The organism is Methanosalsum zhilinae DSM 4017 (assembly GCF_000217995.1).
Classification (GTDB): domain Archaea; phylum Halobacteriota; class Methanosarcinia; order Methanosarcinales; family Methanosarcinaceae; genus Methanosalsum; species Methanosalsum zhilinae.
Genome location: NC_015676.1, coordinates 179,103 through 204,533, shown reverse-complemented (window position 1 = coordinate 204,533; position 25,431 = coordinate 179,103). Strand labels below are relative to the sequence as shown.

Sequence of the window (25,431 nt, the reverse complement as noted above, 5' to 3'; positions counted from 1 at the left end):
CATTTCATTCCTTCCTGCGCTTTAGCACAGATACATCATCATCAACAATGACTACTCTGGGACCGCTTATCTCCAGCACTTCGACATCCTGGTCAAGAAAAGCACAGTTTACTGCCCGTGTTGAGTCCCTATTAATGATCTCGCATCCAAGAGCCCGGGCAACGCCCTCTACCGACTGCTTGCCATGTACCTCTGTTGCTGTTGTGATCACCGGAATACACCCAAGTTCGCAGAGTCTGCGCACTATTTCATTTGCACCATGATGACCGCCAAGGAGAGGTATGGCAAAGTTCAGGTTAGAATCCATGACAATAACTGCCGGATCCTCCCACTTATCAGTGATAAGTGGAGCAATTTCCCTGACCACTATCCCTGTGGCAAACAGAGCTATAATTGAATGATAATTCTCAAATGCTGACCTGAAAATGCCTTTTTTATATACCAGGATATCAGCACCCAGGTGATCAGCCACCTTTCTGGCAGCTTCCAGATTCCGCTCAAAAGTGATTACAGCGGATCCTGCGCAACTCCGTATAGGTGCGACCTCCTGTAATTTTTAGGATCAACCACACCACCTATGATTATCATAGCTGAACGTTTGATACCTGCTTCCTTAACCCTATCAGCAATATCCTCAACTGTACCCCTTATGACCTTTTCATCATCCCATGATGCATGGTAGATGACAGCCACAGGTGTATCTTTTGGACACTCAACCTTGTTCATGATCTGCTCTATTTTCTGGGTACCCAGAAACACTGCCATAGTAGAATTCAGGCGTGAAAATTCGGCAATCAGGTCCTGTTCAAGCGTTTTTCCTGCAGGCCTGGTTATTATCAGAGAATCAGATACACCATTGAGTGTCAGCTGAGTATTCAAAGCTGCAGCTGATGCAAATATGGAAGAAACACCTGGAACCCTTTCAACCTCAATCTCATACTTCTTCAGTTCCTCCATCTGCTCCACTATGGAACCATACAGAGACGGATCTCCACTGTGAAGGCGTACAACCATCTTGCCTTCATTGACACTTTCTGCCATCATTTCAGTGATCTCATCCAGTGTCAGGCCATAACTATCAACCTTTTTTCCATCTGAGTAGTCAAGAACTATAGGATTGATCAGGGAACCTGCATACACAACCAGATCAGCATTTTCGAGAAGTTCCTTACCCCTAACAGTTATCAGTTTTGGATCACCCGGGCCTGCACCAACAAAATATACTTTCCTATCAGTCATATGATTACACCTGTTATCATTTTTTTCCTGCATAGAGGATACTGAAATAATTGCCCTTTTCAGGAATGTCTGCAATGTTTGTTATTATTGTTTCCTTCTCTGAGAACAGTCTTTCTGCAAAAACGAACTCATTGTAACCTTCTTCAGAGAACTTATCCATAAGTTCCCGGGGATGGCGGGCCTTTAGAGCTATCTTATAGCTGACCTGGCTCCCATCCGTTACCTCAAAGGAAGAATCGATTTCAGAGCCTGTTCTTGAAGCAAAGGAGGTAATAGAACTTATTCCCGGTACAGTTTCCACCTCAACATCAGGATAGTATCTGTTCATCACCCTTTTAAGATGTGTGAATGTCGAGAAAAAATTCGGATCCCCGATCAGTCCAAAAGACACCATTGATCTTTTTGCATGATCTGCGATCTGATCTGCGTTTTTTTTCCATATATCATTGAGAGTATCATAGTCCCTGATCATTGGAAAGTCCAGAATTTCAGCATCAGCATATGGTTCAACCAGTTCCGCGGCCATTCTGCCGGGTACATATACCTTGTCACTATTTTTCAGTGTTTCAATGGCTTTCAATGTCAAAAGCTGTGGATCTCCTGGTCCAAGTCCTACTCCTATAAGCATTTTTAATCTCCGTTATATCAACTATAATCTTCAGCCAGACCTGCCTACAATAATATATACAGGATTCTCAGGCTGAAACATTGTTTCTCCTGTAATTGATTTTCCACGTGATACCGCCACGTGCAATACCTCATCAAATATTCCAAGTTCTTGCATCCTGTTCATGGTCCTTACAACAGTCTCGATTCTTACTGCATTTACCACGATGTTCTTTGCACCTTTGTGCAAAAGTATCTCAAGTACCTGCTGAATATTTCTGGTTCCACCAATAAATGCACAGTCGATTGTATCAATATCCTTCTGTTGACTTAAAACCTTTGATACTTCGCCATGTATCAGACTGGCATTGGTACCAGTATTTTTGAAGTTCTCACCTGCAACCCGGATAGCCTCATCTCTTGCATCGATGGCATATATCTTTAGGTTGCGTACCTGTCTTGAAGCAGCTATTGAAACTGCACCTGTGCCGCATCCCACATCAACAAATGTGGATCCTTCAGCAAGTTCCAGCTTGGACAGGGATATTGCGATAATCTCCGGCTTTGTCGGGCCGCCGCTTATATGTAGTAGATCTGACAATCTTTCACCCAGATTAAGTAAATTGTAGTTAACTAAACATAATTTGTTTCAGTAAGTTTTTAATTACATAGAATTGTTTCCTGATAAAACTTATTACTTGGAGTTGTCCTGAATGATTACAAAAACAAAACCCGGGTATCTGCTGATATTGGGGACTGCTTCGCATGTAGGAAAAAGTGCAATAGTAACCGCTATCTGCAGGATTCTTTCAAAGGAATACAGAGTTGCGCCTTTTAAAGCCCAGAATATGAGTCTCAATTCATGGATTACAGCTGATGGTAAAGAAATAGGAATTGCTCAGGCTATTCAGGCAAAAGCTGCAGGTGTTGAGCCCACTGCTGACATGAATCCCGTCCTTCTAAAACCTAAAGGGGACAGGCAATCTCAGGTGATCATACTTGGAGAGCCCTATGCAGACAAGGCAGCAGGTGAATATTATGATTCCATACACACAATGCATGAGATACTTGAAGGTGCACTCAGACGTCTGGGTGAAGAGTATGAGATTATTGTAATGGAAGGGGCAGGAGGAGCTGCTGAAATCAATCTTTATGACAGGGATATCGTTAATATCGGAACCGCCCGGCTGACAGATGCACCCATTATTCTTGTGGGAGATATTGAAAGGGGAGGGGTGTTTGCAAGCCTTTATGGAACACTGGAACTTCTGCCAGACGATGTTCGCGCAAATGTTAAGGGATTCATTATCAACAAGTTCAGGGGAGATATTGCTATCCTTGAACCCGGGCTAAGGCAGCTTGAAGAAAAGACAGGGATTCCTGTACTTGGAGTTCTGCCCTATTCTAAACTCGGGATTCCGTCTGAAGACTCGGTCTCAATCGATGATAAGGCTGGCAGCACACCTTCTGACCATGATATTGAAATTGCAGTAATCCGTTTTCCAAGAATATCCAACTTCACTGATTTCGAGCCCCTTGAGAACCTGGCCCATATTAGATATGTGGACCTTGATGAGGATCTTGGTACACCGGATGCAGTCATCTTACCTGGAACAAAAAACACCATAAGTGATCTTTGCGATCTGAAAAAGAGCAGGCTATACAACCAGATCAAAAAGTTCAGTGGTAAAGGTCCGATCATAGGCATCTGCGGGGGATACCAGATGCTGGGAAAAATAATATATGATTCCGGAGTAGAAGGCGGAGAGAACCGCGAATATGAAGGCCTGGGGCTTCTTGACATTGAAACTACTTTCAAGCTATATAAGAAAAAGACAGTTCAGGTTACAAAAGCGATCACTGCAGGCGGAGAAATATTTGATCCTATAAAAGGAGAGGCAGTATCAGGCTATGAGATACATATGGGTAATTCCACATCAAAGGATTTTGTATTTGAGGATGATGGATGTATTGACAGCACAGGCCTGATCTTTGGTACATATTTTCATGGGTTGTTCGAGAATGAGAATATCAGAAATGCCCTTATAAGGTACCTGTACAGGAAAAAGGGCCTTGAGTACATTCCTGAACAAAATGCTGTCATAGATCCTTATGAGGATCTGGCAGACATGGTATTCGAAAATCTGGATATGAGCAGATTGTACGAAATTGCAGGCTTGCAGCTTAGTCAGTAACTGAGAATCCTGTGATTTTATCACATTTGAGACAACTTTTTTTTTATCTCTGATTTCTTACAGGTCCGATTATCTGAAAGTTTTTATTTTGACCGTAATGTATAAGTATATTCAAATATCTATAAATATTATACAGTATAGTACATTTTTGTACAATAAGCAATAATATTTGGTGATAATATGAGGTCATGCATACAGAAAATAACCAGTGGACAGAGCCTGTCAGTAGCAGAAGCTGAAAAGGCTGTCAGTATGATATTCAGCAGTGCTACTGACGCTCAGATAGGTGCGTTCCTGATGGCTCTGAAAATGAAAGGACCAACATATGATGAAATCGCAGGGTTTGCAATGGGTATGAAAAAGGCAGGAAAAAGAATTTACCCTGATGTGAATGGTACCATGGTGGACACATGTGGTACAGGGGGAGACCTGCACAACACCATCAATGTTTCAACAGCTGCTGCAATAGTAACAGCCGCCGCAGGAGTTCCTGTTGCAAAACACGGTAACCATTCTGTTACCTCACTATCAGGCAGTGCAGATGTCCTTAACAGTCTGGGGATCAAAATAGACTGTTCACCTGAAGCAGTGAAATGTTCAATAGAAAAGGTTGGTATAGGGTTCATGCTGGCACCGGTGTTTCATCCTTCAATGAAAAGAGTCGCGGGTCTGAGAAAGGAGATGGGAGTACATACAATTTTCAATATTCTGGGACCACTGACAAACCCTGCAGGTGCAGAGGCACAGGTCATAGGAGTATACGACAAAAATCTATGCAAGCCAATAGCTCATGTACTCCAGAAACTTGGATGCAAAAGGGCAATGGTGGTACATGGGGACCGCATGGATGAGATATCCAATATTTCGGATACATATGCTGCAGAACTTGATGACGGCGTTATCAGGACCTATACACTAACCCCACAGCAACTGGGGATCAAAAAGGCAACTGCACCTGAGATAGTTGGTGGTACCCCGGAAGAGAATGCCAGAGATATATTGTATATATTAAATGGGGAAAAGGGGCCAAAAAGAGATATTGTTGTGATCAATGCAGCTGCATCACTGTACGTTGCCGGGGCTGTTAGTTCAGTCAGAGAAGGAGTTGAAATGGCACAGGAGCTGATCGATAGTAACAAAGCAATGGAAAAACTCAGGGAGTTTAGAGATTTTTCACACAGTCGAGGAAAATATAATGAAACAGGCACAACCCCGCGTAAAAATATGCGGAATGAAGTCTCATGCTGAGATTGAAACCGCAGCCAGTTTTGGAGCTGATGCTGTAGGAATCATTACAGAGGTTCCTGTAAAAACACGACGTAAAGTTGATCTTCAAACTGCAGCAGCCCTTATTTCAAAAGTACCTCTTTTCGTTAAGTCGGTAATGGTAATCATGCCTGAAAACGCAGAGCATGCAACTGAGATGATCGAGTTTGCTCAGCCGGATGTGATACAGTTACATTCCTATCTGAATACCAGAGAAATAGAAAAAATAAGAGACAATACAGATGTACAGATCATCAAAACATTTCAGATACCTGTAAAAATTGCAGGTCCTGTTGATCAGGCGACAGACAAGATAGTAGAAAAGATCAACTCTTTTACACAAAATTGCCTGATCGACGGTGTGCTGCTTGATTCACACTCTTCTGCAGGAAGTGGGGGAACAGGCAGAGTTCATAGATGGGATATCAGCCAAAAAATCGTACAGAAATCAGAGGTACCGGTAATACTTGCAGGAGGACTTGACCCTTCCAATATATCAGAGGCAGTTCGCTGTGTTGCACCCTATGGAGTTGATACTGCATCAGGTATTGAGACCAATGGAGAAAAGGACAGGGAAAAAATAGAACTATTTATCAGAGGGGCACGGTGCATTGAATGATCTCATTTGATCTTACAAAAAACCAGTTTACAGAGATTGTCAGGCAATCCGGAAATTATCCGGCAATTGTCCAGCTGATGGCAGCAGTGGATACAGCGTCCTCACCTCTTCAGCTGTACTCGCAGTTGCAGGACCATGAATATTCATATCTGCTTGAATCAGTTGAAAAAGAAAAAAGGCATGCAAGATTTTCCTTTGTTGGTTCAGACCCGGATCTGGTTATCTCCATCAAAGAAAGACAGGTTACAGCAAGCCATTCAACAGGTTCGCCTCTGGCAATGCATATAACCTCCAAAATGAAATCAGTATGTATCCCTTCAGATGATATTGATAAAAAATGTAAAATCAGGGATGGAATGGATGTACTGGATGCACTTGGTACAATATTCCCTGGTCCTGAAGATACAAATTTTCTCAACTTTCAGAGGTTTGACAGGCAGACATTTCTTGGAGGAGCAATTGGGTACAATGGTTATGATATTGTATATGACTGCTGGCTGGACCGGAAAAGGAAATATGATTCAGGAATACCTGACATGCAGTTTGCATTCACTGGAAAAACATTTCTATTTGATCATCTGGAGAACAGGACATACATTGTCCTCACTCCTCTTGTAACTGAAAAATCCAATCCTGAGCATGTATATGACCAGGCATTATCCGATGCCGCAGATATGTACAGGCTTCTAAAAGAAGCAGAGCAAAGTGTCCAGACTGAACAGGGCATGCCTGCACTCAGCAGTACTTTGTCATGCAATATGGGCAGCGATGAATTCAGGCAATCAGTTACCATGGCAAAGGAACACATAATCGAGGGGGATATATTTCAGGTTGTTCTCTCAAGAAAATATATCTTCGATTTTGATGAGAAGCCCTTTAAGCTATACAATGCACTCAGGAACATCAACCCCAGCCCATACATGTATCTGCTAAACTTCAGGGATCTGAGCATTGTAGGAGCCAGTCCTGAAACCCTGCTTACAGTACATAACAGAAAGGTAATAACAAATCCAATCGCAGGAACATGTTCCCGGGGCCAGAATGAAAGTGAGGATGATAAATATGCCTCCCATATGTTAAATGATGAGAAGGAAAGAGCAGAGCATGTAATGCTTGTGGATCTTGGAAGAAATGACGTGAGAATGGTTTCAAAGGGTGGAACTGTTAAGGTAGAGGATCTGATGAGTGTTGTTAAATATTCACATGTGCAGCACATTGAAAGTACAGTAACTGGAATTTTGAGGGATGAATGTAATCAGTTTGATGCGACACGGGCAATTTTTCCTGCAGGTACCCTTTCCGGAGCACCAAAAATACGTGCAATGGAAATAATTGACGATCTTGAAAAATCGGCCCGGGGTGTATATGGAGGAGGTGCTGGATATTATACATGGAATGGTGATGCTGATTTTGCCATTGTTATCAGGACAGTGGTCATAAACAATGGTACTGCAAGCATTCAGGCAGGTGCAGGTATTGTTGCAGATTCAGATCCAGAATATGAATACAGGGAGACCGAAAGAAAAATGGCAGCGATGATAAGGTCAATTGGGGCAGGTGCACAATGAAAGTATTGTTCATAAACAACAGGGACTCTTTTGTCTGGAATCTGGTGGATTATTTTTCAATATTGAATGCTGAGACAGTGGTGGTCTCAAATACAGTATCTATCAGAGATATAGAGTCCATGCAACCGGATGCTATAGTGATCTCACCAGGACCTGGAAGCCCTGAAAATCCTGAAGATACAGGAAACTGTATCCCTATAATTGAGCACTTTACCGCCAGGATGCCCATTCTAGGGGTCTGTCTTGGTCATCAGGCAATAAATACAGCATTTGGAGGCAGAACCGGACATTCTAAAGCAGGTCCTGTACATGGGAAGGAATGTACAATAAATCATAATGGTTCGCCACTGTTCAAAGATATACAGGACCCTTTTATCAGTGCCAGGTATCATTCACTTGCAATCGAAATCCTTGCTCCCGATATAGAGGTAATTGCACGTTCTGAAGATGGAATTATCATGGGTATTGCCCACAGAAAATATGCTGTGTACGGAGTGCAGTTTCATCCTGAATCAATACTCACACCTGATGGCATGACAGTTATCAGAAATTTTTTGGACCTTGTAAGGCAGTCAAAACCATTAAGTGAATGAGGACATTTATCAGATTATGCTGATTGGGATCACAGGTACACCTGGTACCGGCAAAACTACTGTTTCAGGAATACTCAGTACATCCTTTGGATATCGGATCATAAACCTCAATGATCTGATAAAGGAAAAAGAACTGCACTGCGGTGTTGATACAAAACGCGATTGCCTGATAGCAGATATCGAACATATACACGACAGCCTGATTGAGCTGATAGATGAGAACACAAAGTGTGGAGAAACTGTTTTAGTGGAAAGTCACATGTCACATTATATTACAGATACTGTAATTGTTCTTCGTGCATCACCAGATATTCTCAAAAAGAGGTTGCAGACACGAAACTATTCACCTGAGAAGATCGAAGAGAATGTGGAAGCAGAAGCACTTGATGTGATACTGGCAGAATCCGTACAGTACTGCAAAAGTGTCTTTGAGGTCAATACCACATACATGAGACCGGAAGAAATCGCAGAATATATAAACCACATTATAAAAGCCATCAAAAATGGAAAAGAAGATGATCTGGATGGTTTCAGGCCAGGCAATATCGACTGGAGTGAAGATTTTTTTAAATGAGATACTGATTATCTGAACTGTCAGACTATGTTAGCTTTAAAGTTAATATGTAAAAGCTAAAAAATTTACCTTATATTCTTTCAGAGTATTTTAGAACATGCTGAACTCGTTTAGCGAAATGTTCGCTCTCATGCAGTAAACCCATTTTGTCACCTTTGCCCTGTATGGGGCGAACAAAAATCTACATGCCGGTACAAAAAATATTTTCTAAATGAAGAGAATGTGAATTCTCTTCCTGCTTACCTGAATTCTATTGACATCGAACCTGCTATTTTTGTCAGGGATTCAGCAATAAATACTGCTTCGATACTGAATCAGTGCATTTATCAGGAGAAACAATACAGCTGGAACAGCAACCATCTTCCATGACTCTGTTGAATTCACAATTATTTTCATTCATATTCTCATACCCCTGCCTCAAACTGGAATTTTGCCCTATTTTTCTTCATGATCTTGACAAGTGAGAGCATTACAGGTACCTCCACCAGTACACCCACAACCGTTGCAAGGGTTGCACCTGAAGTTGCACCAAACAGTATCAATGTGGTAGCTACTGCCAGTTCAAAGAAATTGCTCGGGGCAATGAATGAGGAAGGTGCAGCTTCAGAGAATGGAATCTTCAGCTTTCTTGCGCCAAGGTAACTGATAGCGAATATAAAGTATGTCTGCACAATTATCGGTACAGCGATCAGTGCAATATGCAAGGGATGATTGAGAATCATTTCACCCTGAAGAGTAAAGATCAGGATCAGGGTTACAAGAAGACCTGCAGGAGTAATCCATTCAATCCTCTTCATCAGATTCCTTTCAAACCATACAATACCTTTTTTGTGTATTACATAATAACGGGTAAATATTGCAAGAACAAGAGGCAGTGCCACATAAAATAGCACAGAATAGAATATTGTCATCACAGGTATCGGGAAATCCGTTGTCTGGCCTACCAGAAACGCACCCAGGGGAGCAAACAGCAATAGAATTATCAGGTCATTTACAGATACCTGAACGAGTGCATAATTGATATTTCCGTTTGCCAGGTGTGTCCATACAAGTACCATTGCGGTACAGGGAGCAAGTCCCAGTATGATCAGGCCGGCTATATATTCTGCCTGGAGATCAAGAGGTATAAGCCCACCAAAGAATACACTGATAAATAACCAGGCAATGGCGGTCATTGTAAACGGCTTTATTCCCCAGTTGATCAGTACGGTCAGATAAAGAGGTTTTTTGTTCTCCTTTACCTTCAATATTTCCTCAAAACTGATCTTTAGCATGATGGGATACATCATGATCAACAGAACAATTGCAATGGGTATGGAAACATTTGCAATCTCATACTGACCAAGTGTATCTGCAAACACGGGGAACAAATATCCAATGGCAGTACCAAGAACAATACACACTGCAACCCATATGGAAAGGTACTTGCTGAAAAAATCAAGTTCTCTTTCATCTTCCATTTAAATCACCTCTTACCTGCAGGAATCAGCAATACCGGTTTCAGGGTTCTTCTGAGAAGATTTTCCGCAGTGCTGCCAAGCAGAATATCCTTGAATGAGCCTTTGCCGTGCGTTGTCACAGCTATCAGAGTAACATCCGTTTCCTCTGCAAATCGATCAATTGATTCAGAAGGATTTCCTTCAGCTACCTGATATTCAACGTCAAGCTTATCTTCAAATCTCTGCCCCAGGTCCCTAAGGGATTTCAGTGCGTCTTCCTTTATCTCTTCAAGTTCTTCAGGACTTCTGGCACGTTCAATAACATGCATCAGAATAAGTTCATGAATAATATCACTGAGATGTTCGATCTCGTCCAGTGCTTTTTTTGAATTTCTTGAAAAGTCCATCGGAAGAAGTACACGACTGAATTTTGCAGAACACGCTTTGATATAGAGTTCATCTTCCTCTCTGAAATGATCGTATTTTTCGATCAGGACCATCTTGCTGGAGGTTCTGGAAATATACTCGGTTGTTCTTCCCATCAGACGTCCCCTGATAAAACCTCCTGTGGTTGCACCCATAATTATACAGTCCACACCTTCATCTTCAGCAACACTGGCAATCGTCTTTTTCACATCTCCCTGAACCACAAGAGTACTGGAATCGATATCCATTTCCTCAAGCACCTTTCTGTACTCCTCTATCTTCTCCTTTGCATTTCTTTCAAACATTGGAGCAAGACCCTGCGCCTTATAGATATCCACAACATGCAGAAGGATGACCTTTTCAAGTCCTACATTCTTCAATTCTCCAGCACAGGACAGTACATCTGAACTCTCTGTAGAAAAATCAACAGGAAAGAGTATTGTTCTGATCATTTCAAACCCTCTTTATATATGTAATAAAATACTGCTTTCTATTTCAAATATTGTTGAAATAGATATATAGCATTTTCCCCTTACCATCTGATACAGAGTCAGGCCAGCATTTGAAATAGAGTATCTGAAAAAATAATAGAAAAAGATAATAGAAATAACTGTGTGGTAGAAAAATATAATTCAATTTCAAAGAATTGATCCAGAAACAGTACTAAGAAAAACAGATCTACAATTATGAGAGGTTATTTGTAGGTCATGCATAGTCTGTTTTAGAAATGTTTCTAAGTCTCTCAACACCATTCACCTCTTCAATAACATCTACAACTGCAGGTGGAACAAGGTGTTTCCATTCCATGTCATGGACAATTCTCTTTCTGATCTCTGTACCAGAATACTGACTGCGCAAATACATGGGAGGCTGTTTTACTTCAATGTTTGCCTCCCTGAACAGCTGAATTACCAGGGGATTGTTCGAAAAAACAATTTCAAAGGGTGGGGTCCTTGAGCTTACATATGAAACCCAAACAGTATTTTGCTGGATATCTTCTATTGGCATGGCATAATGGGGTACTCCAGTATCACCAAGAGCATGACGTATCATCATTACCCTTTCACCAGCTGTGAAAGGGTCTGTAACCTCGTGGCTCTTCTGTGCACTGCCAATCCCGATTACCACCTCATCCACTTCCTTTGCAATCATCTCAAGTACTGCCTGATGACCAAGATGAAATGGCTGAAAACGGCCAATATAGAAGGCTCTTTTCATATGCATAGCAGCTACCATCAGTAAATACCTGCATCTTCGAATGAGAATTTCTCACATACTTCCAGGTAATGTTCAACGTTGTTTGAATGTTTCATATCAGTCAGTTTCTTGATCAGGGACATTCCAGGTTTTGGATCTTCCATTATTTCAAGACCTTCGACCATATCGAAATACCTTTCACCGGCCTCAGTTCTTATGAGTACACTGTTCCAGCCGTCTGGTGCTCCCACAGAACCTACAGAGATATCTGCATAGATTGCCGTGTAATCGCAGCAGGCATGGCACGGATCCCTTGCAAGAGGTGCTATTTCCGGAATAGGTACATTATGAGACTCACCATCCCTGGTATATGCCCAGAATTTTCCTTTTGCAAAGTCCAGTTTTATGACCTCAGAGATGCTTAGTCCAAGTTTTTCAGGTATAATCTCCTCTGTCATGACGTCATGGTAGAAACTCTCCATACAGAACAGGCCGACCAGAAGAACGATTTTGTCGTTGATATTATCCATAATAAGTCTTGAACCGTGTATCTGGCATGGAACACCCACAACAGCTATTCGGTCAAATTTTTCAAAGGGTTCCCTCAAAGCAGAGACAACTGAATCATAGGTATACTTGGTACCAGTGGTCTTATCCACATCTTCCGGTTTTGTCATAAGAATAAGCTCGGTCTGCCAGTTTTCATCCCTGGAAATTCCAACCACACAGTCAATTTCGTTTTTCTCAAATAGTGATTTTAAAATAGCAGAAGTAACTCCACCATCCTGACCTGGAATATCGCTCTTTGCAGCAAAGAATCTCTTTACATTTGCAAACTCGTCTTCCAGATATCCATGTACAACCGGACACACCCGGCTGCATGCATAGCATTCTTCACATACTTCAGGAGCTGCCCCCTTGACATAAAGAGTCATATCATTGGGGTCACGGATTTCTGCTTTGGTATTGACGTTTACTGCCTTTACAGGACATACGGCTGCGCATGCCCCGCAGGCTGTACAAACGTCATATTCAATGACCTCTGCGATCTTTGGATGCAATCTCAGTTTCCTCCGATAATTTCCTTTCCAATGAGCTTGATGGCTTTTTCCTTGTTTGGTCCAATTGGTGAGCCAACAACAATCTGTGTTACGCCAATATCAAGCAGATCATTTATTCTCTGTTTACATTCATCAGGAGTTCCGCAGATAGAGAAAGCATCCATCATACCATCTGTCACAAGCCCGCCCATAAGGGCACCAAAGTCGCCTTTTGATATAGCTTCACCAATCTTTTTCTTGGCTTCCACATCAATTCCATGACGTTCAAGAACCATATCTGGAGAACCTGCAACTATGAAAGCAACAACAACTTTTGCAGCACCTATAGCTTTTCCAGCATCTTTGTCAACTGAGAAACAGGTATATGCACCTACATCAATCTCATCCATACTTCTGCCTGCTTTCTTTGCACCTGCAGAGATCTTCTCCATTGCAACTTCGAAATCCTTTGGATGAGATGCATTGATCAGAACACCATCTGCCACCTCTCCTGCAAGCTCAAGCATTTTTGGACCCTGGGCACCCATATAGATAGGGATATCGCCGGTCTTGAAAGCCATCTTTGCACCGCCGACCTTGACCATCTCGCCGTCCATGCTGACTTTATTTCCTGCAAAGTATTCCCTTAGTGCAGCAATAGTTTCCTTGGTCATGGTCAGTGGTTTATCCCACGAGATTCCCATAGAGTCAAATGTTGCCTTATCCCCTGGACCGATTCCCAGAATGGCCCTGCCGCCTGAAATATCATTTATGGAGCCAATGCTTGAAGCGGTGATTGCTACATTTCTTGTATAGGGGTTCGTAACTCCTGTACCAAGTTTGATGGTGTTTGTGTTCATGGCAAGTGTAGCCAGTGTTGTGTACACATCACGATTGTTGAAATGGTCGGTTATCCATACGTTACTGAAACCCTGGTCTTCTGCAAGCTTTGCATAGTATGCGATCTTGTGAACTGGATCGCTTGGCACAAATTCTATTCCAAACGTCATATCAAAAACTCCTGTTTAAATTAACGATATGTAGGAAGACATACATATTTAAAACCTTATTGGTATCATTTTTTTTACACCAGACTTAATATGTCAGATCAGAAATGATCGGTGATACCCTGGCACCTATAACCATCAATATTGTTCAATTTCATAAGACCTCTATCTCCATCCCATCATATCCCAGGGGCAGATTCTCTGCCTCCTCATCATGGGGTCTGAAATAATGGCTCAGATGGATCAATACCACATCCTTTGCTCCAGTATCTTGTGCAAATCTTAGAGCCTGCTGTGAATTCATGTGTTTTGTTACATTAAAACCCGAAGGAACAATGGCATCTGCAATAAGAAGATCAGCGTTTCTGATAAGAGACATGCTCCTGTGAGGAATATCTTTGCATGTATCCCCTGTAATGACCACCTTTCTGGTTCCTTCACAGATCATAACACCGGCAACATTTTTCATGGGAGGATGATTAACCTCAAAAAGAGTGAATTCAAGGTCACCTATATAAAACGACTCATACATTGAAACATCATGGCGCACAGGTTTTAGAAAATAGAGATAATCCAGTATATAATCCAGTGTCTGGGTCAGGCCATACACATCCACCTTTCTCTGTATCCGGTGAAATTCAACAAATCCTGCATAGTGATCATAATGTCCATGTGTCCATATCACGCCATCCACATGGCTGAAATCATTTTCCAGCATCTGCCATTTCAGATCAGGGCCTGTATCGATAAGTACCCTTTTGCCCCCCTGTGATTCGACCATAACAGAAAAGCGATACCTTCGGCTTCTTCCGCCGTTTTTCCCGTCTATGCATGCAGGGCAATTACATCCCACCACAGGAGTTCCTATTGCATCGCCTGTTCCCAGCAATGTGACCTTCATTAAATACCTCAAATATACTATCAAGCAGCATATTCATCTGACTTTATAACTGCACGTTCATTGAAATTGTCCACTGCATACAGCAGATCCTGTTGTGTCAGATATGTCCTGTCCTCCACCAGTGAACTCAGTACTGCCTCCCTGATAACCATGCGCAGATCTGAGCCGGTATATCCTTCGGTCAGGTGAGATATCTGTTTCGTATCAAATGTACCATCTATATCCCGGGTAACAATATCAAGTATTTTCCGTCTCATATCTACATCCGGAAGCGGGAAATTCATAATCTCATCAAATCTTCGCCATGCTGCACTGTCCAGCATCCGGGGATGATTGGTAGCAGCAATCAGCAGAACACCGTCTCTTGTAAGACTGATCTCATCTATGGCTTTAAGCAGGGTATTTACTGCTCTTTTAAGGGCTGCATGTTCATCTGAAACCCGGGTCTTTGCAATGAAATCAAATTCATCAATGAAAAGGATACACGGAGATAGCTGCTTGACCAGTTCAAATACGCGGTCTATGTTCTTTGCAGTCTCTCCCAGATACTGATCTGTTATCATTGAAAGCCTGACCTCAACAAAGGGTATACCCAGCTTTTCAGAAAGTGCTCTTGCAGCTGAAGTCTTTCCTGTTCCCGGTGGACCAACCATCAAAACCTTTCCGATGTCATACAGTCCTATTTTTCTAAGGTAGTCCCTGTATTGTATTGCCCGAACAATTTTTTCAATCTCCTCTTCCTGATTCTTAGTGAGTATCAGATCAGATAAGGGTTGCATGATGTCCTCCGGTGCTATGATGCGGACAAGTTTCAACATATCCTTTCCGCCCTCTTCCTCAGATATCTCACTTATCAGGGTCTCTATCCACTCGCGATCAGCTTCCTTTGGCTTTACCTTTTCTCTGGCACTGCGATAATCTGCGCCCTTCTGCCTGAGTTTCTCAAAATAGAATGCAAGCACCGGATTGTTTGCGATCCTCTCATCGGACCTTTCCTGTTTACCAAACCATGATGCTGCAACCTCCAGTGCAGTTATCTTTATACCAAAACCTGCCCTGTCGATATCAACAAACGGTAGGGACCTCACATCCCGACTAACATCCTCGACCTGATAGAGGTCCTTTATGTCAGATACAGATACAGATACTGGCCGGGGTACGCTTCTGTGCTCCCTGCTCCAGAACTTTTTGCGTATGTTTTTTGGAAGGTCGTTAACATCCAGTTCACTGTACCGATTATATATTTCTGCAGTAAGCAGCAGCTCCACAATATCAACCATTGAATTTGACATGATTTTACCTGATAGTACACATTTTAAATCTGTGCCGTATGAATTTAGATCTTATAAATATCCACTCTTTTTAGATATATGTTGCGTTTCCATGAACAGAAAACTAAAAATATTATACAGCTCTGATCCTACCCTTTTCAGGAGAATAGAGTTCACCACGCTCCAGCAGAATCGCCAGTACTTTCTCGAATTGTTCACCTTCAATACCATGATCTGCAAGCCTGCGCTCAAGTTCATATATATCCACAGTGCCCCCTTCTGATCTTACAGTATCGAGAACTATCTTTTCAGGTCCTTTCTTCTTTGGAGGTTTCCTGCGGTCTGCAGATAAGGTTGCCTGAGACTTATCTGCTTTATCGGGTTCATCTTCCCCATCCAGTTTCATCTGTATGCATGTCCTTGCTTCAACTGCTTTGCTGAGAGTATCACTCTCATACAGCAATCTCAGCCTGCGTACCTTGAGTGTGGACCCGCATCTCTGGCATCTGGTAGTCTTTGCACCTGCCTGCTCGATTATCTGGGAATGGGATCTGCATTTTGGGCATACGATAACTGCATACATATATAATCACTCAATCCGGGAACAATATAATCAGTGAATATTTTTAAAAATATCTGAAAAATCAGGGTTTCAGCAGATATCCCTAAAAGGGTGAAGGAATATTCATCTGTAATCAGATGATCAGGAAAGCAAAGTTCAGTGACCTGAAGGAAATATTAGAAATTGAGAGGATGTCATTCCCAAATCCCTGGCCTGAGGGGATATTCTATTCTTTTACAGGTCATCCTGGGTTTGTTGTTTATCAGACTGAGAAAAATATTACAGGATATCTTATTATTTTTGTCGTAAATAGCTATGCACATCTTGCAAATATTGCAGTCCATCCCCACCACCGCAGACAGGGTATTGGATCAGTGCTGATCAGATGGTCCATAGAATATGCAGCAAGACGCGGTTTAAAGGCGATATTTCTGGAAGTGCGAGAAAATAGCACACAGGTACAGGAATTTTATAGAAGGTATGGTTTTTCTGTAAGGGGTAGAATCAGGAACTACTATCCCGACGATAATGCACTTGTTATGGAGAGAAAAGTAAATAATAAATGAAATGGATTATCGTCCAAACCTTCGCTGGCGCATCTGGTAATCCCGGATAATCCTTAAAACATCAATATCCCTTATGTCAGACCAGTTGATATCTGTAAAGAAGAGTTCAGAGTATACCGACTGCCATATCAGAAAATCAGACAGGTTCCGACCTCCTGCACGAATCACAACATCAGGTTCATTCTGAAGCATTAACCTTGATTCCAGAATATTCTCATCAATTTCCTCGACCTTTACTCTGCCTTTTTCCACATCACCTAATATGGATCTTACTGCCTTTGTGATCTCATCCCTTCCTCCAAAACCTGCTGAAAAAAATATTTCAGGTACTGAACCATCTACTTCTTTATACAGTTCTCCATCAAGTGAGTATATCTTAAGTTTTGGGCTGTAGGATAGACGGGACACCATCCGTTCGAGATCTGCTATCAGCCTGCAGGCCACCTCCTGCTTTAGACGATTCTCGGTATCAAGGATATCCACATAGATGCTGATCATCTGTATACCAAGTTCCCTGCATATATCAACAGTTGATTGTAGCGATTTGTATCCATCAGATGTCAGCAAGCCTGATTCTGAAAGTACCAATGTTATGTGTCCGGGAATAGAATCCCGGTTTCGCATTATTCTGCGATGAAGATAGAGTTTATAGAGCCGGGATATCATAATATTGACCAAAGCATCAATCTTAGTTGTATTTCAGGAATTTCGGGAAAGGTTCTAATTTCAGTTTGCTGTTGATACGATCTTGATCACATCATTATGTTCAAGTTCATGTTTTTCACCCAGGCGCATTCTTGTTCTTGCATCCACCGCATACAGGAACCTATCACCTATATCTGAATGCACCCTGTATGCAAGGTCATGGGCGGTTGAACCCTTTTTCATCAAAAATGCATCCGGCAGCACATTATCATTTTTATCGGTCCACTTTTTCTCATCTTCAACAGGATAAACAACAATAAGGTCCAGCAGATCAAAGACAGCCTGGTTTATACATTCCTGTACTCCTGTCCTGTGGTGTTTATCCAGAAAATGCTCAAGACTTTGCAGGCCTTTTTTCTGGGAAGAGGTCAGGTCATCACAGATGATAGTGAAGCTGGCATCACCGGGATAATATTCAATGATTCCACACCCTGCAGCAGATCTCAGGGCCAGTTCAGCTGCAGCGCTTGTACCGATAACCATCAAATCCGTACTTTTAAGTTTACTGAGGTTATCCTCAGGTGCAATATCTATCTTGTTTGCAGCGATCACCATTGGTTTACTTATGATACGGATATGATCGCAAAGAGATAACAGTTCCTGGTCACTCCATTTTGTATGATCCTGGGCCGGCTTTGCTGCCAGTATTGCCTGATGTACCTGTTCCTCGTCAACACCTGCCCCTGCAAGCTGATCTGCAATTACCTGGGAGACTTTAAGGCTTTCAGCTTTAGTTTTTCTTGATAATCTTTCCCAGTTGCGCTTGAGTATTGAGTGGATCCACATTGTCAGTTCATGGTTGAGAAATTTCACATCATCCAGTGGGTCTTGCGTACCCACATCAACCGGATTACCTTCATTATCCGTTCCACCTGAGGCATCGATGACATGTATTATTGCCGATGCCTGTCTCAGCTCATCAAGAAAAGTGTTCCCAAGACCTCTACCCAAATGGGCATCCGGTACCAGTCCTGCAACATCAATTACCTCAATGGGAACATACCTTATACCCCCATTACAGTTGCCGCAGAGATCATCCTTTTCCCTGCAGGGACAGTCGGCACGAACATAGGTTACACCATGATTTGCCTCAATTGTTGTAAACGGATAATTGGCAATCTCCACCTCTGCCATTGTAGCAGCCTTAAAAAAGGTGGATTTTCCAGAATTTGGTTTCCCTGCAAGTCCTAGAGTAAGTGTCATGATTAATAAATCAGTAAAAGGGGGATTTAACTTTTATTGATAATGTAAAGATTATGATAAGATTTATATGAGGATAGCACATTAGCTAAATTCCGGAATGTCCCGATAGGGTAGTGGATATCCTTGAGGCCTGCGGAGCCTTAGACCCGAGTTCAAATCTCGGTCGGGACGCCATTTATTAATTTTGGTTCTGATCTTATACAGGAGCAGGATATAAAAAATATTGATCATTTTAGCCTTTCTGGAGAAGTGGTAAGCTTTAAAAAATAAGGAAGGGCATTCATTCGTATCTGCCCTTTAAATCAAATAGCCTGATCAGGTATGGTATCAGTATTCTTCACACTTCACCTGGAAATAATTATATGCATGATCGCATGACGGACACTCTTCTGGAGGTTCTGTACCTGTATGTACATATCCGCATTTCCTGCATACCCATTGCACTTCCTGACTCTTTTTATATACGGTGCCTTTTTCAACTTCGGACAGGAGTTTCTTAAATCTTTCCTGATGATGTTTCTCAACCTCACCTATTGCCCTGAACCTCTCTGCGATCTCCGGAAGACCCTCCTGTTCTGCGATTTCTGCGAACTGGGGATACATGACCTGTGTTTCATAATCTTCCCCTGATATTGAATCATTTAAATTGTCAACAGTTGTTCCACAAACAGGAACATCAATATCAAGGTTGACTTTGTCAGGTCCCTTCCCGCTTTCAACTTTAAGTTCGGTTATCAGCTTTAGCATCCATTTAGCATGTTCCCTTTCATTTTCTGCAGTATTGAGAAATATCTCTGCGATCTGTTCATATCCTTCACTTTTTGCAACCTTTGCAAAATTGGTGTAGCGGTTTCTTGCCAGACTCTCTCCAATAAACGCCTTGGTCATATTTTCTATGGTTTTATCCACACGAAGTCCCCACATCTGTTTATACTTTATAGCAATCGTTTTAATATTTATATCTGGTCAATTACAGATAAGATTAACCATTCATAGTCCTTATATTTGGAAAAAACCTTATCTATTTTCAGAACAAATAAAAAAGAAAGTACCGATATCTGCCTGCAGCAGAGAATACTTTTTCATACGGAGTGTGGACATGCACGGGGCTAACATTATACTCAAAAAGATCAGCAGTAAGACATTAAAATCAAGTGATATATTTATTTTTTTAAAACAGCTTGAAGAAGATATCAGGCAGGGAAAGGCAAACGCCAGCCGGGATGATATACAGTGGTTCCAGATATATGGTTTCCTGCTCAAAAAACTGGAAACCGCAATTGCAGGGAATCCAAGTGATATGCGGGCAAGCGACTGGCGGACATGGGTTGATGATTTTGGAAAACTCAATTATGTTGTCGCTGAGATGGAAGAGAATAATATAGTAACCGCAGTATCATGGTATATTCCAGATATTGCTGTATTTGATATTGTCAACCGCAACAATTACAGAGACTATGTCTACTGCAGAGTAAGCAATCATCTGGAAAAAATATACCTGCCTGAGGACTGAATATAGGTCTGACATGACAGGTTTACAGCACGCAGCAGGTAGCATAGTCTTTCTGGCATTTATCCTGTTTAGACTGCCTCCTTACAGTGAGCATCACAGATAGATTATTGAATAGATTTATATAGAAGTGCTTGCATTTAGAATAGGAAAATCGAGCATATCTGATGCTCCTGAAAGATTATGAACCTGAATCAAATTTTAATCAATCAACTACAATAAAGGAGGCTAGAATTATGGCAAATATGAGTGGACAGCCCATATTTATATTGGCAGAAGGTACTCAGAGAACCAGGGGCCGAGATGCCCAGGGAAACAACATCATGGCAGCAAAAGCTGTTGCAGATGCAGTGCGTACAACCCTTGGACCCAAGGGAATGGACAAAATGCTTGTGGATTCAATGGGAGATGTGGTAATCACAAATGACGGTGCCACCATTCTCAAAGAAATGGATATCGAGCATCCGGCAGCAAAAATGATCGTTGAGGTTGCAAAGACCCAGGATGATGAAGTAGGAGACGGAACCACAACAGCATCCATCCTTGCAGGAGAACTGCTCAAAAAGGCAGAAGATCTCATGGATATGGGAATTCACCAGACAATCATTTCCAGTGGCTACAGGGAAGCAGCAAAAAAATCAGCAGATATCCTAAAGACCATTACAATTGATGTTTCAGAAGATGACACCCAGACCCTGGAGAAGATTGCATCCACTGCAATTACAGGCAAAGGTGCAGAATCACATAAAGAAAAGCTTGCAAAGCTTACCGTAGAAGCTGTAAGGGCAGTTGCTGAAAAGACTGATTCCGGCATCAAGGTCGATGTGGATGACATCAAGATCGAAAAGCGTGCAGGTGGAAGTATTAGAGATTCGGAGCTGATCAATGGAATTGTCATTGATAAGGAAAAAGTCCATCCCAGTATGCCTGATCATGTTAAGGATGCAAAGATCCTTCTGCTAAGCCAGGCAATAGAACTGAAAAAAACCGAAGTGGACGCAGAGATCAAGATAACATCCCCTGACCAGATGCAGATGTTCCTGGACCAGGAAGAAAAGATGATCAAGGATATGGTAGGCAAGATTATCAGCAGTGGTGCAAATGTGGTCTTCTGTCAGAAAGGAATTGACGACCTTGCCCAGTACTACCTGCAGAAAGAAGGAATATATGCACTCAGGAGAGTGAAGACCAGTGATCTTGAAAAACTCTCAAAGGCAACCGGTGCAAAAATCCTGCAGGATATCAATGAGATCAGTGAATCAGACCTTGGCTCCGCTGGCCGTGTTGAGGAGAAAAATATCAGTGGCACAAAAATGACCTTTGTTATCGACTGTCCAAGTCCTAAAGCCGTTTCAATAGTACTCCACGGTGGTACAGAGCATGTTGTCGAAAGTCTTGACAGGGCACTGCACGATGCACTGCGTGTTGTAGGTGTTGCCCTTGAAGATGGGCAGATCGTTGCAGGAGGAGGTTCCCCTGAGATAGAACTATCTCTTAGACTTTCTGAATATGCATCATCACTTAAAGGAAGAGAACAGCTTGCAGTCTCAAAGTTTGCAGAAGCACTGGAAGTTGTACCAAAGACACTTGCAGAAAATGCAGGACTTGACCCCATTGACACAATGGTTGAAATGAAATCCCAGCATGAAAAAGGTAACAAGAAAGCAGGTCTTGATGTCTATACCGGAAAGGTTGTTGACATGTGGGAGAACAATGTTGTGGAACCACTCAGAACCAAGACCCAGGCAATCAATGCTGCCACAGAAGCCGCAGTAATGATCCTCAGAATTGATGACGTTATTGCATCAAGCGGCAGAGGTGGCGGTGGCGGCGGAATGCCGGAAATGCCTGAAGATATGTAATTGGACAATATGTCCTGCTGGATTTCACAATCCAGCTACTTTTTTTTCATCTGAATAATAATATTTATATCCGATGTTAACCATTTTTGATTTATGGTTTACAATGAAACTGATTCACCCCCACCAGAGTCTGATGATCTAAGAAAAATGGTATTTGCAGCACTGTTTGCTGCACTGATCTCAGTTGGTGCCTATATAAGAGTCCCCATCCCGATCAGTCCGGTTCCCCTAACAGCACAGGTTCTTTTCGTATTTCTGGCAGGAACCATGCTTGGGAAAAAATGGGGTACCATCAGTGTACTTGTTTATTTATTGCTTGGAATCATAGGTCTGCCTGTGTTTGCAGGAGGTGCATCCGGGCTTGGAATTCTGCTAGGTCCAACCGGAGGATATCTTGTAGGATTTGTATTTGCTGCATTACTGATCGGATATCTCAAAGAAATCAGAACTCCAGAGCGGTTTATATCCAATGCTTCAATAATCATATGTGGACTGGCTGTGATCTATCTTGCAGGTGTCACCCAGATGATGGCAGTTGCAGATCTGGAACTGATTGAAGCACTGACTATTGGAGTTGTTCCCTTTGTTATTGCCGATCTGATAAAGGTATCAATTGCTTCATACATCACAACAAAATATGAGATCTGAGACTATCATCAAAGTGGATAACATATACTATAGTTATCCTGACGGCACCCCAGCACTTAACGGAATCAGTCTTGATATAAAAAGAGGAGAATTCGTTGCACTGGTCGGTAAAAACGGATGCGGAAAATCTACCCTGATAAAGCACCTCAATGGATTGCTGATACCTGATAGAGGAGCTGTCACTGTAAACGGAATGGATACTTCGCTACCCTCCAATCTATGGACGATACGCCAAGTTGTAGGTATGGTCTTCCAGAACCCAGATACACAATTTGTCAGGACAACAGTTGAAGAAGATGTAGCCTTTGGTCCTGAAAATCTGGCACTGTCCTCTGAAAACATAAAAAAACGAACAGATAGGGCATTATCAGATACCTCAATGGAAGAGTTCAGGGACAGAGAACCAAAAAGCCTTAGCGGAGGACAGATGCAGAGAGCAGCCATTGCAGGCGTCATGGCAATGGATCCCGAATGCATTATCTTTGACGAGGTAACATCCATGCTGGATCAGGGAGGACGCCTGGAAATACTTACCTATCTGAATAATATAAGAAGCAGCGGCAGAACAATGATCTATGTGACCCATATGCTGGAAGAGGTTCTCAATGCTGACAGAATAGTACTGATGGATAATAATGAGATCAGGTATACAGGGCCACCATCTGAGTTCTTTATGCAGGAAGGACTGGAAGAGATGGGAATAGATGTACCAGACATCATACAGCTGATCAGGCGCCTTCAACAGGCGAACATAATTGAACCAGATTTTCATTTTACAGATATTAACAGGCTTGCTGATAGAATATGTCAATCACTCTCAGGAATATAAGCTATTCATACAACAGGGGAACATCTGCTCAGACTGATGCACTTGAGGATGTAAGCTTTGAAATCAGGAAGGGAAAATTTACTGGAATCGTCGGGGACAGTGGTTCAGGCAAATCTACACTGATCAGGCTCTTCAATGGTCTGCTCAAACCTGATTCCGGCACTGTTACAATTGATGGGATGAATGCAGCCTCCCGGGAAGTTAAAAAAAAGTGGGGGTTTTATTCCAGAATCCAGAAAAACAACTGTTCTGCACAACCGGATATGAAGATATTGCCTTTGGACCTTCAAACATGGGACTTGACACAAATGAAATACACCAGAGAGTGATAGAATCTGGCGAAATGGCCGGTATAGACCAGAAACAGCTGGAAAAATCACCATTCAAGCTCAGTGGAGGTGAGCAAAGAAGACTGGCAATGGCAGGAGTACTGGCTACCAGACCCGAATATCTGATCCTTGATGAGCCAACATCCGGTATGGATTCTGAAGGGAGGAAAACATTTCTTAAATACCTGCAGACAGTACATTCCAGAGGCACCACTGTGATCATGGTCTCCCACCAGATCTCGGAAATACTGTCAGTTGCCGAGGAGGTGATCCTGATCCGAAAAGGAAAAGTTGAATTTAGCGGGTCTACAAAGGATTTTATTACAAAATCCCGGTCCCATGTACCTCCCATCACAACCCTTATGAGAAACATCAAGCAGAGAGGATTTGAAGTTGATGATGCAATCTTTACAGCTGATGATGCATGTTATCAAATTCTTAAATGTCTGCATGACAGGAAAGGGGATATAGGATGACAAATCTGTTCTTTTCCTATTTCCCTGGAGACTCATTTTTGCACCGTCTTGATCCCAGGACCAAAATAATTTCTCTAATTTGTATTAGCATTGCTGTGTTTGCTGCAGGTATTCCTGAACATTTTGCAACCCTTGTAATCCTTTTTATGATTTGCTCATATATTTCAGGCACGGGATTCAGGGCTTTCTGGCATTCACTCAAACCAATGATGATATTTTTTCCTCTGATATTTTTTATGCAGTTGTTCCTTACCCAAGGTGACCTGATATTTTCAATAGGTCCGCTTAAACCAACCTATGAAGGTCTTGAACTGGGTCTGACTGTGGTAACACGGTTTGTACTGCTAATACTCTTTGCAACCATCCTTACAGCAACAACCAGGCCTTCAATGATAACTAACGGGCTTGAACGATTATTTCGACCCCTTCCTCTAAAGGCTGCAGGTATCACTTCTCATGACCTTGCAGCAATGATGTCACTGTCTATCAGGTTCATTCCAATGTTTTTTGAGAATGCACGTCAGATAAGAGAAGCACAGATATCAAGGGGTATGGATCCACGTCATAATATCCTGCGAGCAGTATCGTCCATATCAGTTCCCCTGATAATCAGTTCGATCAGGGATGCAGATGATCTGACTATGGCAATGCAGAGCCGATGTTATCAGGGGATATCACGTACATACCTTCATGAACTGGAAATGAACGGTATCGACTGGGCTGTCCTTATATGCGTACCTGCAATTCTGATATTTGTTGTACTTTACTGAAAGAAAATTATATATGAATATATTATCATA

General features: G+C 42.1%; 27 protein-coding genes, 1 tRNA gene and 1 pseudogene. 14 read left to right on the top strand and 15 right to left on the bottom strand.

Going from position 1 to position 25,431, the window contains the following annotated elements:
• Positions 1–4: 4 nt before the first annotated feature.
• The 4 genes from MZHIL_RS00950 to cbiT are packed head-to-tail and all read right to left on the bottom strand — an operon-like array spanning position 5 to position 2,446.
• Positions 5–472: a cobalamin biosynthesis protein CbiG gene (locus MZHIL_RS00950; protein ID WP_245527549.1), complete on the bottom strand. Its 468-nt coding sequence runs from the start codon at positions 470–472 to the stop codon at positions 5–7.
• Between the two features lie 35 nt (positions 473–507).
• On the bottom strand, positions 508–1,239 hold the full coding sequence (gene cobM / locus MZHIL_RS00945; protein WP_013897500.1) for a precorrin-4 C(11)-methyltransferase: 732 nt from the start codon (positions 1,237–1,239) through the stop codon (positions 508–510).
• A gap of 16 nt (positions 1,240–1,255) precedes the next feature.
• A complete protein-coding gene (locus MZHIL_RS00940; RefSeq protein ID WP_013897499.1) occupies positions 1,256–1,867 on the bottom strand; it encodes a cobalt-factor II C(20)-methyltransferase in 612 nt (203 codons plus the stop codon).
• 30 nt (positions 1,868–1,897) lie between these two features.
• A complete protein-coding gene (gene cbiT, locus MZHIL_RS00935) occupies positions 1,898–2,446 on the bottom strand; it encodes a precorrin-6Y C5,15-methyltransferase (decarboxylating) subunit CbiT (RefSeq protein WP_013897498.1) in 549 nt (182 codons plus the stop codon).
• A gap of 112 nt (positions 2,447–2,558) precedes the next feature.
• Between cbiT and MZHIL_RS00930 the strand changes: the two genes are divergently transcribed.
• The 6 genes from MZHIL_RS00930 to MZHIL_RS00905 all read left to right on the top strand — a co-directional run bounded on the left by MZHIL_RS00930 (position 2,559) and on the right by MZHIL_RS00905 (position 8,660).
• Positions 2,559–4,040 (top strand): cobyric acid synthase, encoded by a 1,482-nt coding sequence (locus MZHIL_RS00930; protein WP_013897497.1) that lies wholly within the window; start codon positions 2,559–2,561, stop codon positions 4,038–4,040.
• 180 nt (positions 4,041–4,220) lie between these two features.
• Complete coding sequence (gene trpD, locus MZHIL_RS00925; RefSeq protein WP_013897496.1) at positions 4,221–5,288, top strand: anthranilate phosphoribosyltransferase; 1,068 nt, start codon at positions 4,221–4,223, stop codon at positions 5,286–5,288.
• Complete coding sequence (locus MZHIL_RS00920) at positions 5,236–5,925, top strand: phosphoribosylanthranilate isomerase (RefSeq protein ID WP_013897495.1); 690 nt, start codon at positions 5,236–5,238, stop codon at positions 5,923–5,925. Before trpD ends, MZHIL_RS00920 begins: the two co-directional genes overlap by 53 nt.
• On the top strand, positions 5,922–7,493 hold the full coding sequence (gene trpE / locus MZHIL_RS00915; protein ID WP_013897494.1) for an anthranilate synthase component I: 1,572 nt from the start codon (positions 5,922–5,924) through the stop codon (positions 7,491–7,493). Before MZHIL_RS00920 ends, trpE begins: the two co-directional genes overlap by 4 nt.
• Positions 7,490–8,086, top strand: coding sequence for an anthranilate synthase component II (locus tag MZHIL_RS00910; RefSeq protein WP_013897493.1), 597 nt, complete (start codon positions 7,490–7,492; stop codon positions 8,084–8,086). The genes trpE and MZHIL_RS00910 overlap by 4 nt, the downstream gene beginning before the upstream one ends.
• Before the next feature lie 16 nt (positions 8,087–8,102).
• Positions 8,103–8,660, top strand: a complete 558-nt coding sequence (locus MZHIL_RS00905; protein WP_013897492.1) for an adenylate kinase family protein — start codon at positions 8,103–8,105, stop codon at positions 8,658–8,660.
• Positions 8,661–9,064: 404 nt separating this feature from the next.
• Here the strand turns inward: MZHIL_RS00905 and arsB are convergent, their stop codons facing one another.
• The 8 genes from arsB to MZHIL_RS00865 form a co-directional block, all read right to left on the bottom strand.
• Positions 9,065–10,120 (bottom strand): ACR3 family arsenite efflux transporter, encoded by a 1,056-nt coding sequence (arsB, locus tag MZHIL_RS00900; protein WP_013897491.1) that lies wholly within the window; start codon positions 10,118–10,120, stop codon positions 9,065–9,067.
• Between the two features lie 5 nt (positions 10,121–10,125).
• The gene (locus MZHIL_RS00895; protein WP_013897490.1) at positions 10,126–10,977 is read right to left on the bottom strand and encodes a universal stress protein; all 852 of its coding nucleotides are present in this window, start codon (positions 10,975–10,977) and stop codon (positions 10,126–10,128) included.
• A gap of 253 nt (positions 10,978–11,230) precedes the next feature.
• Positions 11,231–11,761 (bottom strand): nicotinamide-nucleotide adenylyltransferase, encoded by a 531-nt coding sequence (locus tag MZHIL_RS00890; protein WP_013897489.1) that lies wholly within the window; start codon positions 11,759–11,761, stop codon positions 11,231–11,233.
• Complete coding sequence (gene fpoF / locus MZHIL_RS00885; RefSeq protein ID WP_013897488.1) at positions 11,761–12,783, bottom strand: F420H2 dehydrogenase subunit FpoF; 1,023 nt, start codon at positions 12,781–12,783, stop codon at positions 11,761–11,763. The genes MZHIL_RS00890 and fpoF overlap by 1 nt, the downstream gene beginning before the upstream one ends.
• 2 nt (positions 12,784–12,785) lie before the next feature.
• Positions 12,786–13,772 carry a 5,10-methylenetetrahydromethanopterin reductase gene (gene mer / locus MZHIL_RS00880; protein ID WP_013897487.1) on the bottom strand — a complete coding sequence of 329 codons (987 nt, stop codon included), beginning with the start codon at positions 13,770–13,772 and terminating at the stop codon, positions 12,786–12,788.
• Positions 13,773–13,923: 151 nt separating this feature from the next.
• The gene (locus MZHIL_RS00875; protein WP_013897486.1) at positions 13,924–14,670 is read right to left on the bottom strand and encodes an MBL fold metallo-hydrolase; all 747 of its coding nucleotides are present in this window, start codon (positions 14,668–14,670) and stop codon (positions 13,924–13,926) included.
• A gap of 20 nt (positions 14,671–14,690) precedes the next feature.
• Entirely contained in the window at positions 14,691–15,962 is a 1,272-nt protein-coding gene (locus MZHIL_RS00870; protein WP_013897485.1) for an ATP-binding protein, read from the bottom strand.
• A gap of 112 nt (positions 15,963–16,074) precedes the next feature.
• Positions 16,075–16,524, bottom strand: a complete 450-nt coding sequence (locus tag MZHIL_RS00865; RefSeq protein ID WP_013897484.1) for a DUF5817 domain-containing protein — start codon at positions 16,522–16,524, stop codon at positions 16,075–16,077.
• Positions 16,525–16,640: 116 nt separating this feature from the next.
• Here MZHIL_RS00865 and rimI point away from each other — a divergent pair, with 116 nt between their 5' ends.
• On the top strand, positions 16,641–17,069 hold the full coding sequence (gene rimI, locus MZHIL_RS00860) for a ribosomal protein S18-alanine N-acetyltransferase (protein ID WP_013897483.1): 429 nt from the start codon (positions 16,641–16,643) through the stop codon (positions 17,067–17,069).
• Positions 17,070–17,075: 6 nt separating this feature from the next.
• Here the strand turns inward: rimI and MZHIL_RS00855 are convergent, their stop codons facing one another.
• Both MZHIL_RS00855 and MZHIL_RS00850 read right to left on the bottom strand, forming a co-directional pair.
• Positions 17,076–17,747, bottom strand: a complete 672-nt coding sequence (locus MZHIL_RS00855) for an undecaprenyl diphosphate synthase family protein (RefSeq protein ID WP_157209605.1) — start codon at positions 17,745–17,747, stop codon at positions 17,076–17,078.
• 48 nt (positions 17,748–17,795) lie between these two features.
• Positions 17,796–18,977 carry a redox-regulated ATPase YchF gene (locus tag MZHIL_RS00850; protein WP_013897481.1) on the bottom strand — a complete coding sequence of 394 codons (1,182 nt, stop codon included), beginning with the start codon at positions 18,975–18,977 and terminating at the stop codon, positions 17,796–17,798.
• A gap of 99 nt (positions 18,978–19,076) precedes the next feature.
• Here MZHIL_RS00850 and MZHIL_RS00845 point away from each other — a divergent pair.
• Positions 19,077–19,151 (top strand) — tRNA-Arg (locus MZHIL_RS00845).
• Positions 19,152–19,304: 153 nt separating this feature from the next.
• On the opposite strand, the gene rbr is transcribed toward MZHIL_RS00845, so the two are convergent.
• Positions 19,305–19,886: a rubrerythrin gene (rbr, locus tag MZHIL_RS00840; protein ID WP_048815420.1), complete on the bottom strand. Its 582-nt coding sequence runs from the start codon at positions 19,884–19,886 to the stop codon at positions 19,305–19,307.
• Between the two features lie 190 nt (positions 19,887–20,076).
• On the opposite strand from rbr, the gene MZHIL_RS00835 reads away from it, so the two are divergent.
• The 6 genes and pseudogenes from MZHIL_RS00835 to MZHIL_RS00810 all read left to right on the top strand — a co-directional run bounded on the left by MZHIL_RS00835 (position 20,077) and on the right by MZHIL_RS00810 (position 25,401).
• The gene (locus tag MZHIL_RS00835) at positions 20,077–20,490 is read left to right on the top strand and encodes a hypothetical protein (protein ID WP_013897479.1); all 414 of its coding nucleotides are present in this window, start codon (positions 20,077–20,079) and stop codon (positions 20,488–20,490) included.
• A gap of 242 nt (positions 20,491–20,732) precedes the next feature.
• Positions 20,733–22,349 (top strand): thermosome subunit alpha, encoded by a 1,617-nt coding sequence (gene thsA, locus MZHIL_RS00830; RefSeq protein ID WP_048815585.1) that lies wholly within the window; start codon positions 20,733–20,735, stop codon positions 22,347–22,349.
• 93 nt (positions 22,350–22,442) lie between these two features.
• On the top strand, positions 22,443–22,997 hold the full coding sequence (locus tag MZHIL_RS00825; RefSeq protein ID WP_013897477.1) for a biotin transporter BioY: 555 nt from the start codon (positions 22,443–22,445) through the stop codon (positions 22,995–22,997).
• Positions 22,987–23,826 carry an energy-coupling factor transporter ATPase gene (locus MZHIL_RS00820; protein WP_013897476.1) on the top strand — a complete coding sequence of 280 codons (840 nt, stop codon included), beginning with the start codon at positions 22,987–22,989 and terminating at the stop codon, positions 23,824–23,826. Before MZHIL_RS00825 ends, MZHIL_RS00820 begins: the two co-directional genes overlap by 11 nt.
• Positions 23,802–24,631 (top strand): annotated as a pseudogene (locus MZHIL_RS00815) (energy-coupling factor transporter ATPase). Before MZHIL_RS00820 ends, MZHIL_RS00815 begins: the two are co-directional and overlap by 25 nt.
• Positions 24,628–25,401, top strand: a complete 774-nt coding sequence (locus MZHIL_RS00810; protein WP_013897474.1) for an energy-coupling factor transporter transmembrane component T family protein — start codon at positions 24,628–24,630, stop codon at positions 25,399–25,401. Before MZHIL_RS00815 ends, MZHIL_RS00810 begins: the two are co-directional and overlap by 4 nt.
• Positions 25,402–25,431 lie beyond the last annotated feature (30 nt).